This window comes from Planococcus sp. TJ-302, assembly GCF_058268455.1.
Genome location: NZ_JBZDOI010000001.1, coordinates 645155 through 657730, shown reverse-complemented (window position 1 = coordinate 657730; position 12576 = coordinate 645155). Strand labels below are relative to the sequence as shown.

Here is a 12576-nt window from a genome sequence, read left to right as displayed (position 1 = left end):
AGGTGATATTATGATGTCGAAAAAAGAATGGCTATCCTGTTTGGAAGAAATGGACGAAATGTTTCCAGACGCCCATTGCGAACTGATTCACCGGAATCCGTTTGATCTGCTGATTGCGACATTGCTGTCCGCCCAGTGCACGGATAAATTGGTCAATCGAGTAACGGAAACACTTTTTCAGAAGTATTCTACACCTGAAGATTATGTGTCTGTGCCGCTCGAAGAACTTCAAGACGATATCCGTTCCATCGGATTGTTTCGCAATAAAGCGAAAAATATTCAAGCGCTCAGCCGGATTTTAATTGATGAATATGGCAGCGCTGTTCCGGCAGACCGCGATTTGTTGACCACATTGCCGGGGGTCGGCAGAAAAACGGCGAATGTCGTCGTATCTGTCGCGTTCGGCATTCCAGCTTTGGCCGTGGATACGCATGTTGAACGCGTCGCCAAAAGGCTCGGCTTGAACCGCTGGAAAGACAATCCGCTGCAAGTGGAAGAGACGATCATGAAAAAAACGCCGGCGAAAGATTGGTCGAAGACTCATCATCAAATCATTTTCTTCGGTCGCTACCATTGCAAATCGCAGAACCCCGGATGCCATATCTGCCCATTATTCGAACGTTGCAGGGAAGGCAAGAAACGCGATAAAAAAGGGCTGGTCAAACATGAAAGTGTCACAAAAGTTAACTAAAGAAAAGATTGACCCTTATTTTGTCCAGTGGCAGAGCTTGAGAACGCAATTGCTGTCCGTCCATCAGCAGCGCAGTAAAAGCGCTGATGGGCTTATGGCACAAGGAATCCAGCTATTCGCAGCGTTGCTTGAAGAATGCGGCGGTGAGTTAACTCCTTTGAATTGCTGGGACCGGTTAAGCTTTATCAAAGCCAAACCGGCTCAATTTGCTGCATTCCGCCAGCTGGACGAATTGTTTACGGAAATGAAAAAGACGATTTCTTCAAAGCGAATCCAGCTGAATAAAGACACCAATTAAAAATCCCCCCGACGCCTAAGGCGTCGGGGGGATTTTGTGGTTTATGGACGGCCGTTGCCGTTTCCATTGCCATTATTACCGTTATTATTATCGTTATCGTTATTGTTGTTGTCATTTCCGTTCTGGCCTTCTTCAGCCGGAGCAGGCTCCGTGGAAGCAGGATTGGATTCGTTTTCACCCTCGCCGCCATCTTCAGGCGGCGCTTCTTCGCCGTCATCCACTGGCTCTTCTTCGACCGGAGGTTCTTCTTCAGCAGGGGGCTCTTCTTCTGCTGGCTCTTCTTCGACCGGAGGCTCTTCTTCAGCAGGAGGCTCTTCTTCAACAGGAGGCTCTTCTTCTGCTGGTTCTTCCTCGGCCGGAGGTTCTTCTTCAGCAGGAGGTTCTTCTTCTACTGGTTCTTCCTCAACGGGCTCTTCCGGTTCTTCTTCCGGCTCTTCAGGCCGGGCAGCAACTTCAACCGATACAGAAGCAGAGTCGCTTCGCTGGTCATCATTTACTGCCGCAACCCGGAAGGTATACGTTCTACCTTCTTCAAGGCCGCTGAACGTATAGCCCTGTTCGCCTGTTGTAGTTAAGACTGAACGTGATCCGTCAACTTCAACAGAAACTTCGAATGCCACATTGTCAGCATCGCCATATTGCCAAGATAGGCCGACATTTTCACCGTCTACATTAGCGCGCAACCCAGATGGGGCATCGAGATCCTCCTGGACGTAACGTTCGGAGACTTGGTTTGGCTCCGTACCTTCTGCGAATAATTCTGTGCTTCGCAAGCTATAAGGTGTGTATGCGCTAGCCAGTTGAAGAGGGGATGTGCCTTCTTCGACTTGGAGTTCTACAACCGAATCCGGCTGATTGAAAGTTCCACTTTCGTTTGTTGAAATCTCTGTCATGACTGTTTTAAACAAGCGCTGGGCCAACAAGCGCTCGTCAGATTCGGTATCGATTCCAACGGCACGTGTCGGATAACCGCTCCATACGGAAATTGAATATTCCGGTGTGTAACCGGCAAACCAGATATCCGGCGCAGATGATGCATCTAAACCATATTCGTTCAGTTCATCTTCAGTGTAATTGGATGTACCGGTTTTACCGGCCAGGTCCAACCCGCTGATAGCCGCTTCTTTGCCTGTAGAACCGCGCAGGTCTGTATCGACAACGTCGCGCAGCATGTCAGTGACCATATAAGCAGTGCTGTCTTTCATCGCTTGTACCGGTTCCGGCTTAACGATTTGTTCAGTCGAGCCGTCGCGGAAAACGATTTTGGTGATCGTATGCGGTTCTGTAAAAGAGCCGTTATTGCCGAATGCCGCAAAAGCGCCAGCCATTTCGACAGTGGAGATATTATCCGTACCCAACGCTGTGGATTCATAGACATTTTCTACTTCAAGTCCTAATTTCTTCGTAAAGTCCGCAGCATTTTCTGGTCCGACTTCTTCCAAAGTCTTTACCGCTGGGATATTGCGTGAGCGGTACAACGCTTCTCTGATCGACATCGTGCCGAGAAACTCGCCGTCAACGTTGCGGATTTCCTGGCCGCTGTCATAGGAAAGCGGTTCATCCACGACAGTTTCGCCTGTTGACCAGTCAAGATACTCGATTGCCGGACCATAATCGATCAGCGGCTTAATGGTAGATCCGATGTTTCGGTCTTTGGCTGTCGCACGGTTGATGCGGACATCGCCGCTGTAATCGCGGCCAGCTCCTACAGCGCGTATGCCGCCGGTTTTGGTGTCGACGACCGTCATGGCTGATTGAACTTCCTCATCGAAGAACAAATCGGATGACATTGCACTGTTGACCACTTGTTGAGCATTTGGATCCAAGGTTGTATGAATTGTCAAACCATCATCCATAGCATAATCTCCATCAAGAGATTCAAGCTCTTTTTCCATCATTTCCATAAATGCCGTATATTCGTTCGTCACTGCTGCTTGTTTGCGCTGATCTTCAGGAAGCAAAGAATCCGTCGCAGAGGCCGCCTGGGCTTCCTCTTTTTGGGCAGTGGTGATCTTGCCGTGCTGCTCCATCAATTTTAATACGACGTTGCGGCGCGTTTCAGCGCGCTCCGGATTATTGAAAGGATTGTATCCATTTGGGCTTTGCGGCATGCCCGCAAGCAATGCAGCTTCATGCAATGCCAGTTCGTTTAACGGCTTGCCATAGAAATGCTGGGAAGCGGTGCCGAAGCCGTAAATATTGCCTGACATCAAAATTTTGTTGAAATACATTTCAAAGATTTCTTCTTTTTCATATTCCTTCTCGAGTTTATAAGCAAGATATGCTTCCTGCGCTTTTCGCTTCAGCGTTTTGTCATTCGAAAGGAAGGAGTTTTTGATGACCTGCTGTGTAATGGTGCTGGCTCCTTGGGATCCAAAACCGCCAGTGATGTTGGCAATGACTGCGCCGCCGAGGCGTATGACATCAATTCCCGAATGATCGTAGAAGCGGTTATCTTCCGTTGCTAATATGGCTTCTTCCATCACTTTAGGGATATCTTGATATTCGATATATTCGCGGTTCTCTGCGGTCATATAAGGAATTTCGGTTTTACCGTCAGCAGCCAGGATGGTCGGGCTGATTGGATCGCGAAGAAGTTCTTCATCAATTTCGGGGGCACTGCTCGCGTAATAAGTAAAGAGGCCGATGCCGAAAACGAGGCCGATTACCCCAATCAGCAGGACGATCAGGAAAATTCGTTTAATCAAGCCTCCGCCGTTCGGTTTCTTGCTTTTCTTGTTGGTTTTCTTCTTTTGTTGTTCGATTGCTTTTCTGCGCTGTTCGCGCGAAACTGGTTTTTCGCTCACAATCGGTCCCTCACTTTCAAATATGCTTTGTCAAAATTGTTTGAGGACAGGCAGGTAATCGATGCGCGGAAATGCTCCCGGCACGATTTCGATTGCAGTGTCTTCGATTTCTTGCAGCGCGATGGATTTGCGCCCGCCAGTCAACATGCGGTCCCAAAAAACTTCAATCGCTTCAAAACGGATGATGAAATATCGCTGCAGCGCTGAAAAACGGATGATCATAAATGCCAGTCCCTGATGCTTGACGACTTGGGACATGTGATGGATTTGATGTTCATGGATGTTTTTCAGCGGAAAGGAAGTTTTGTTTTCCGTTTCCTTTGCTTCAAAGTCGATATAGCGCCCATTCCAAACACCATTATAATCCGTGGTGGAAGGTGCGCGGAAATACGCTTCCCGAATGACCGCGGCACTTCTTGAAGGGTATTCGACTTTGACGATTTGGACTGGAACCGGCTTTTTATGAATGACTGCAAGTCCTAAATGCAAGTAATATTCATTGGTTTCATTTAATTCATCCTCTAAAGTTTTACCCCGATTACTGAAAGAGAAATCCTTTTTCTTCTTTTTCACCGGCTGTTCTTTAGCTGGAATAAATTTCTTGCCGTTCGGATAATTTATTGCCATTGTGATACACCTCGCTTATCTTATCATATCACACGGACTAAGACGACTTCCGGTATGAAAGGTTCCAAATAGGCTAGCCTAATAATAGCGGATTCTATGGGTAAATCCAAATGAAAAGAATGCCTGTTCGATAAGTTAGTGAAGCTTTTGCTTATATGATAAACTAATGGCACTGGAGGGACGAAAAATGACAGTTAAAGAACTCTCTTCCGCCTTATTTGACGAATGCGGAAAATGCCTGGACCGCTTTTACGCCATGCGCGAGCAGGACGCGGTACCGGATTTCTATAAAGACGTGAAACCATATGCAGATTACTGGCACGAGAAGATAAATGAATGGCAGCGGGAATCCTTGCTTTATATCCAGCAGGAGCGGCCAAAATATGCACATAAACCAACTATCGATACGGCAGCGGAAGGAATGGCTCAAGTTTTTGTGCAAAGTTTCTATAAAGAAACCAGCAAAAAACGTTTTGTTCAGACCATCCAGGCGGCGCAATATACATTACAGACGCTCATGCTGGCGATCGACGAAAAGGGCGAAGACAGATGATCAGAAAAAAGAAGCTTCCGGAGTTGCTGGCTGAATGGAAAACTGAGCCTGACATGATGGAACGGATCGAGCACTGGCACACGAAACCAGAGAAAGCGGCTGCTTACGCAGATTTTCCGCCAGACATGCATGAAAATTTGAAGGCGGCCCTGCGAAAAAAAGGAATCGAACAGCTTTACACACACCAAAGGCAGGCTTTCGATTTGGCGGTGGGTGGAAAGTCGTTTACGGCAGTAACGCCTACTGCATCGGGCAAATCGTATTGCTACCATTTGCCGGTGCTGCATAAAATCCTCAACGACCCGGGTGCGCGCGCGTTGTATTTATTTCCCACAAAAGCGCTTGCTCAAGACCAGAAAAGCGATCTTCACGATTTAATCGAAAAAACGGAAAAAGACATCCTTTCCTATACTTATGACGGCGATACGTCACCGGCTATCCGCACGAAAGTAAGAAAAGCGGGCCAAATCGTTATGACCAATCCCGATATGCTGCATTCGGCAATTTTGCCGCACCATACGAAATGGGTATCGCTTTTTGAAAACCTTCATTATATAGTCATCGACGAGCTCCATACTTATAAGGGCGTATTCGGCACCCATGTGGCGCATGTTATCAGAAGGCTGAAGCGCATCTGTGAATTCTATGGCAGCAATCCCGTATTCATCTGTACCTCAGCAACAATTGCCAACCCGAAAGAACTTGCAGAAAACCTGACAAATGAAAAACATGTGCTGATTGACCAGAACGGTGCGCCGTCCGGCAAAAAGCATATTGTCTTTTACAATCCGCCGATTGTCCATCCAACATTTGGCGTACGCAGAAGCGCGATTCTTGAGGTGCGGGACCTTGCGACGCATTTGATCAAGCAAGGCATCCAGACCATCGTCTTTGCGAAGAGCCGTGTGCGGGTTGAGATGCTCGTCACTTATTTGCAGGCCATTACAAAAACAAAGCTCCAGGACGAGTCCATCAAAGGCTACCGGGGCGGTTATTTGCCGACTGAACGGCGCGCCATTGAAAAAGGGCTGCGCGACGGTTCGATTCAATGTGTCGTGTCGACGAACGCGCTCGAGCTTGGCGTTGACATCGGCCAGCTGCAGGCCTGCATCATGACCGGTTATCCCGGCAATATCGCTAGTGCTTGGCAGCAGGCGGGACGAGCAGGGCGCAGGCAGGATGAATCGCTCGTTGTATATGTCGCACAATCGACTGCGCTAGATCAATACATCATCAACCATCCGGAATACCTATTGGATCAATCGCCTGAAGAAGCGCGCATCCATCCGGAAAACATCATCATCTTGATGGACCACTTGAAATGTGCTTCTTTTGAACTGCCGTTCTCGACAGACGATCAATACGGGGAATTCGATGTCCAGGAATTGCTGGAGTATTTGCAGGAACAAGGGGTATTGGTGCGCACAAGTGAACGCTGGCATTGGATGAGCGACCGTTTTCCGGCGCATGACATTTCCTTGCGTTCTGCATCCCAGGAAAATGTAGTCATCATTGACCAATCAGTGCCGGCGAATACACGCGTCATCGGAGAAATGGACCGTTTCAGCGCAATGACGTTATTGCATGAAGAAGCCATTTATCTGCATCAAGGCACGCAATTCCAAGTCGAGATTTTGGACTGGGAAGAAAAGAAAGCCTTTGTCACGGAAGTTGATGTGGATTATTTCACCGACGCTAATCTGGCGGTCGAACTGAAAGTGTTGAGCGAAGACAAGACGAAGAAATTCAACGATTCGGATGTCCAATACGGGGATATCGCTGTTTTGGCGATGCCGACGATTTTCAAGAAGATCCGTTTCGATACACACGATAATATCGGCTCGGGGCCGATTTCGCTGCCTGCTGAAGAGCTCCATACTTCATCGACATGGCTAAGTTTTACTAAGCCAGAAGAATTCAGCGATTCCGAGCTGTCGGATACAATGACCGGAGCGGCTTACGCCATCGAATCATTCATCCCGATTTTTGTCCAATGCGACCGTCGGGATGTTCACGTCGTGCCGCAAGTGAAATCGCCGCATAATGACATGCCGTCCTTTTTCATCCACGATTCCTACCCGGGTGGCATTGGCATCAGTGAGCGCATTTACGATTTGTGGCAGCCGCTGCTCGAAAAAGCACAGCAGCACGTGGAAGAATGCCCTTGTTTTGACGGGTGCCCGTCGTGCATCGGTGCACAAGATGCAGCTGTCAGCATGAAAAATCATGTGATCGACTTGTTGAACGAGCTTCGAAAAGAGGGGTGATCGTCCGATGTCGTTTGAAAATAAATTGCTGCAGATGAAAGGCATGCTGAAAAAACAGCCAGTTAAGAAACAACAAAAACCGAAAGTTATTGAACGCCCAGCGTATGAACACGCATGGGCGGGAATTGGACTGGAATTGATTGAAAACCGGTTCGGCTTTGTTTATGTGAAACGAATCCGCTACCCGCTCGATACTGTCCATGGCAATGTCAGCCTGTCGGAGCTGGACCGGGTGCGGACGGCTTGGGAACAGGCGCCATTCGAGCATCCGTTCAAATTGAAAAAAGAAGAGCCCATCCTTTTTTTCGATACCGAAACGACTGGCCTCAGCGGAACCGGCGCGTATATTTTCCTGATTGGCATCCTGGTGAAGAAAAGCGATCATTTCGAAATGACCCAATACATCATGCCCGACCCTTCGCATGAAGCTGCGTTTCTCTACGAAACCGGCTTGTGGCAGGACGATGAGCCAACCATTTTTTCTTATAATGGTAAAAGCTTTGATTGGCCGCAACTGACGTCAAGGTGGACGATGCACCGGCAAACGCTGCCAAAGCTGCCGGTGCCGAAACAGATTGATTTGTTCCACGGCACGAAACGCATCTGGAAAAATGAACTCGAACGCATGAAGCTCAGCACGATTGAGGTGGAGAAACTGGGATTCGAGCGGGTCGGTGATGTCCCTGGCTTCCTCATTCCGGCGATTTATCTCGATGCAGTGAAAAGCGGCTATACGGAAGGGCTCGGCAAAGTGCTGTTCCATAATGAGCTCGACATTCTGTCGCTCGTTTCGCTTTATGTGCTGTCATCGGATCTCCTGATGGAGGACATGGTGTCGGAAACAAGCGGAGCTTATACCAATATCGGCAAATGGTACGCTGACTTGAAGCAATACGACCAAAGCGCGGCTTACCTGGAGCACGTTACACAACAGCGCGGAAGCGGAGCCGCTATGGCGCGCTTTTTCCTGGCGATCCAGAAAAAGCGCAGTGGCGACCACGCGGAAGCGGTGAAGCTTTTTAAAGAAGCGGCTCCACATCTCCGCGGGGCAGCAGAAGTCGAAGCCTGGGTGCACGCTTCGAAGCTGTATGAACATCAGCTGCGGAATCTTGACCAGGCGATCATCATGGCTAATTTTGCAAAAGAGGCGAGCGAGCATACCACTGTGCGAAAAGCGCTAGAGCAAGATATCCATAAACGACTGAATCGGCTCCACGAAAAAAAACGAAAAAAAGAGTTGGAACTTGATAAGAACTAGACACGCAAAACTTGCCTTATGCTATACTTAGCGTAAAGCAAGTTTTTATTTTGCAAAAACGTCAATATCTAGTTGCACGTTACGGAAGGACGATTAAAATGGACAATAAATTCACAGCGAAAGATATTTTGGAAAAAGACTTCAAAACGGGAATGCGCGGTTATAACCAGGATGAAGTAGACCATTTTTTAGACGACATCATCCAGGACTATGAAATCTTCAGCAAAAAAATTGAACAATTGCAAAACGAAAACAAGCGGCTGCGTGCCGAGATGGAAGATATGCCGAGAAAACAGGCAACTCCAGCTCCGGGAACAACCAATTTCGATATTTTGCGCCGTTTGTCCCATCTTGAAAATCACGTATTTGGCAGTAAATTGAACAACAATTGATTGGGATTGAAAGTTTCGCTTCAATGGCGTATACTTGTAAAGCCATCTGAAATTCTGGCAATCGCTCCAGTTCAGTCTGGAGAGGAAAGTCCATGCTCACACGGCCCTGCAATGGACGTAGTGATCGCGCTCAGCGAAACAATAAGCTGAGGCAGCCGCTTTGCGGTTGACGGCGGGTAGAACGCCTAAGTCTTCGGATACGGCCTAAATACCCTGAAGGTGCCACAGTGACGGAGCTGCATAAGAAATTATGCAGGTGGAACGAGGTAAACCCCGCGAGTGAGAAACCCAAATTATGGTAGGGGCACTTTTCCGATGGAATCCAACGGAGGAAGAGGCAGGCTAGGCTTGCAGATAGATGGTTGCCGTCCACTAGTACGAGGCGCAAGCTGTTTGAGTACGTGGAAACAAAACATGGCTTATAGAATTTCGTTTGGCTTTAAAATGCTTATTGAAGGCTCTCCTTGCGGGGAGCTTTTCTACTTATTATGGAATCGGATTGAACTTGTCCCCTTCAAACAGGCGGGGACAGGAAAAGGAGCTTATATGACTAAATTTAAATTATTAGCGACAGCTGCCATGGGCTTAGAGTCTATCGTAGCGGATGAATTAAAACAGCTTGGATATGAAACGCAAACTGAAAACGGTAAAGTTTTTTTCGAAGGCGATGAGCGCGATATCGCTTTCACTAACCTTTGGCTGCGGACGGCAGACCGAGTGAAAATTATTGCAGGCGAATTCAGCGCTTACACATTCGATGAATTGTTCGAAGAAACAAAAGCCTTGGAATGGGAAAAATTCCTGCCGGTCGATGCTAGTTTTCCGGTTCAAGGAAAATCAGTGAAATCGAAGCTATATAGTGTGCCTGACTGCCAGGCACTCGTCAAAAAAGCGATTGTCGAACGCTTGAAAAAAGCCTATCAGCGCAACTCGTTCTTGGACGAGTCGGGGGCCCGCTTTAAAATTGAAGTGTCGATTCTTAAAGACAAAGTCCAATTGTCAATCGACACGAGCGGGGCAGGCCTGCATAAACGCGGCTACCGTTTAGACCAAGGAGAGGCGCCGTTGAAAGAAACTCTGGCGGCAGCTTTGGTAAAACTATCCCGTTGGACGCCAGACCGGCCGTTTGTTGATCCATTTTGCGGTTCAGGAACGATCGCTATCGAAGCTGCAATGATCGGACAGAATATCGCTCCTGGCTATAACCGCGATTTCGACAGTGAAAATTGGCCATGGATGACGCAGCAGATATGGGACAATGTCCGAGAAGAAGCGGAAGAGCTTGCAAATTATGACCAGCCGCTGAACATTCTCGGCACCGATATCGACCACAAAATGATCAGAGTGGCTGAGGAAAATGCCCGTGAAGCCGGCTTTGCCGACATCATCAAATTCCAGCAGCGCCAAATAAAAGACTTTACCACCAATGAAGAAAACGGCGTCGTCATCGGCAATCCGCCATACGGCGAGCGAATCGGTGAAATAGAAGTGATCGAAGAAATGATCAAAGATATGGGCAACATTTTTGCAAAGCATCCAACTTGGTCGGTTTATATGCTGTCTTCAATGGCACGGTTCGAAACCTTGTACGGCCAGCCAGCCACGAAAAAACGCAAACTGTTCAACGGCTTTATCCGCACGGACTTGTTCCAGTTCTGGGGAGAACGCTCGAAAAACAAATGACATGAGAACGGAAGGGCCCCAGCCCTTCCGTTTCTCTGTGAGGAGAATTAGATGAGACAGCCATTACCATTTCCATTATCAAAAGATAAAACATTTTTTGAATCGCTGAACGACTGGATCGGGGATGTTTTTTACGACGAATTGCCTGAAAAAGGCTTTGACCTGCGCGATGAACAGATTTTTATGGCGTTCCAGATCGAGCAGGCATTAAAAGACAAATCCGTCTTATTCGCCGAAGCAGGCGTCGGGACCGGAAAAACCTTGGCTTACTTATTGCCGGCCATCGCCTATGCCCGTTATACCGGAAAGCCGGCATTAATATCCTGTGCTGATGAAACGCTTATCGAACAGCTTGTCAAAAAAGGCGGCGATATTGACCGCTTGAACGCGATGTTCGATTTGAAACTGGATGTGCGGCTCGCCAAATCGCGGGACCAATATCTATGCCTGCAGCGGCTTGAAGGCGCACAAAAGCGCAGCGATGCAGATTTCCTTGATGACATTGAATTCAGTTTGCCGGAATTCGTCAACAAAACGTATTCGATGCAGAACACGTACCCATATGGCGAGCGTTCAAGCTATCCGGACGTCACCGATGACGAATGGCAGCAAGTCAATTACCATCCGATCCAAAACTGTACGGCATGCGAGCTGCGCAATAAATGCGGCCAGACCATCCACCGCAACCATTACCGTGAGGCGACTGATCTCGTCATCTGTTCGCATGATTTCTTGATGGAACACGTCTGGACGAAAGAAACCCGCATCCGTGAAGGCCAGACGCCTTTGCTGCCGGAAGTTTCGCAAATTGTTTTGGATGAAGGGCATTTATTGGAATTTGCTGCTCAGCGCGCGTTGACTTATGAGGTGCAGGAGATGACGCTGCTGCATGTTACTGAACGCGTCATGGTTGATGGCGTACGTGAAAAAACGCTCGGCTTGATTGAACAGACCATCGATTTGCATAATGAATTTTTCCGTGTGCTGCGTGCGAATACAATCGCGTCGGATGAGGATCGCAAAGCGATCATCAAGTCGGACGATTTGTTGATGCTCGGCTTAGAATTGATCAAGAAAATCGATTTGTTATTGGAAGAGTTTGTATTTGAAGGGGAATTGTACACCATTCCGGAATACGATTTGAAAATTGCGGAAGAGTATTTTGACCTTTACACATTCGCCATGAAATTATTCGTCGAAAAAGGCGATGCAGTCAACTGGCTCGAAGTGAAAGATGAAATCGAGACGCTTGTCATTATGCCGCGCCTGGTTACGGATATTTTGGAAGAGAAATTCTTCGACGGCAAAATGCCGATCATTTTTTCTTCGGCGACGCTTTCCATTCAAAAAGACTTTACTTATATAGCGGACAGCCTGGGCATTGACGATTTCCAATCATTTTCCGTGCCATCGCCATTCGATTACGAAGAAGTCATGAAAATCTTCAAGCATGCGCTGCCGCAAGAAAAGAAATTCAGCCGCGTCTACGATTTGTTTTCGAGCGGAGACCAAACCTTGGTATTGTTCAAGTCGAAAATCGACATGGAGAATTTCAAACAATCGCTGCCGCTTGCGCATCAATACACGATTGAGTTTGAAGGGGATCGGGAATTGTCGACGGTCGTCAAAGATTTCCAAGAAGGGAAGTTCCAAGTGCTTTGCTCGTACCATCTATGGGAAGGTTTGGACTTGCCGGGTGAAGCCTTGACGAAAGTCATCATCGTCGATTTGCCATTGCCGCCAAAAGATCCGGTTTTCGAAGCGAAACGCAAATTCAGCCTCCATCCCTTGGAGGAAATCGATTTGCCGTTTATGCAGCTGCGTATCCAGCAAGGCATTGGGCGTTTGATCCGCACATCAAGCGATCACGGAGAAATCCATCTTCTGCTGAATGAAGAAGAATTGGTTATTGAGCATTTATGGGATAAAGTTTTGCCGGTTTCCGCAAAAAATTTCCTATAGGCTTTTCGGGTTATGATACACTGATATTTCAATGCTGA

10 protein-coding genes and 1 other RNA gene are annotated in these 12576 nt (G+C 47.8%); 9 read left to right on the top strand and 2 right to left on the bottom strand.

The features are described 5' to 3' along the window. The first annotated feature begins 10 nt into the window (after positions 1-10). Positions 11-691, top strand: a complete 681-nt coding sequence (gene nth, locus AC4EHB_RS03370; protein ID WP_490974185.1) for an endonuclease III — start codon at positions 11-13, stop codon at positions 689-691. Then, positions 666-989: a YpoC family protein gene (locus tag AC4EHB_RS03365; RefSeq protein WP_490974184.1), complete on the top strand. Its 324-nt coding sequence runs from the start codon at positions 666-668 to the stop codon at positions 987-989. The genes nth and AC4EHB_RS03365 overlap by 26 nt, the downstream gene beginning before the upstream one ends. 41 nt (positions 990-1030) lie before the next feature. Here the strand turns inward: AC4EHB_RS03365 and AC4EHB_RS03360 are convergent, their stop codons facing one another. Then, positions 1031-3796, bottom strand: coding sequence for a PBP1A family penicillin-binding protein (locus AC4EHB_RS03360; RefSeq protein WP_490980664.1), 2766 nt, complete (start codon positions 3794-3796; stop codon positions 1031-1033). Positions 3797-3826: 30 nt separating this feature from the next. Further along, the gene (gene recU, locus AC4EHB_RS03355) at positions 3827-4423 is read right to left on the bottom strand and encodes a Holliday junction resolvase RecU (protein ID WP_490974182.1); all 597 of its coding nucleotides are present in this window, start codon (positions 4421-4423) and stop codon (positions 3827-3829) included. 187 nt (positions 4424-4610) lie between these two features. Here recU and AC4EHB_RS03350 point away from each other — a divergent pair, with 187 nt between their 5' ends. The 7 genes from AC4EHB_RS03350 to AC4EHB_RS03320 all read left to right on the top strand — a co-directional run bounded on the left by AC4EHB_RS03350 (position 4611) and on the right by AC4EHB_RS03320 (position 12538). Next, on the top strand, positions 4611-4976 hold the full coding sequence (locus AC4EHB_RS03350) for a YppE family protein (RefSeq protein WP_490974181.1): 366 nt from the start codon (positions 4611-4613) through the stop codon (positions 4974-4976). After that, positions 4973-7243 (top strand): DEAD/DEAH box helicase, encoded by a 2271-nt coding sequence (locus tag AC4EHB_RS03345; RefSeq protein WP_490980663.1) that lies wholly within the window; start codon positions 4973-4975, stop codon positions 7241-7243. The genes AC4EHB_RS03350 and AC4EHB_RS03345 overlap by 4 nt, the downstream gene beginning before the upstream one ends. 7 nt (positions 7244-7250) lie before the next feature. Continuing rightward, positions 7251-8501: a ribonuclease H-like domain-containing protein gene (locus AC4EHB_RS03340; protein ID WP_490980662.1), complete on the top strand. Its 1251-nt coding sequence runs from the start codon at positions 7251-7253 to the stop codon at positions 8499-8501. A gap of 98 nt (positions 8502-8599) precedes the next feature. Beyond that, complete coding sequence (gene gpsB / locus AC4EHB_RS03335) at positions 8600-8893, top strand: cell division regulator GpsB (RefSeq protein WP_183736391.1); 294 nt, start codon at positions 8600-8602, stop codon at positions 8891-8893. Between the two features lie 49 nt (positions 8894-8942). Continuing rightward, positions 8943-9320, top strand: an RNA gene (gene rnpB / locus AC4EHB_RS03330) — RNase P RNA component class B. Between the two features lie 119 nt (positions 9321-9439). Then, complete coding sequence (locus AC4EHB_RS03325; RefSeq protein WP_490974178.1) at positions 9440-10576, top strand: THUMP domain-containing class I SAM-dependent RNA methyltransferase; 1137 nt, start codon at positions 9440-9442, stop codon at positions 10574-10576. Positions 10577-10627: 51 nt separating this feature from the next. Further along, on the top strand, positions 10628-12538 hold the full coding sequence (locus AC4EHB_RS03320) for an ATP-dependent DNA helicase (RefSeq protein WP_490980661.1): 1911 nt from the start codon (positions 10628-10630) through the stop codon (positions 12536-12538). Positions 12539-12576: the final 38 nt, after the last annotated feature.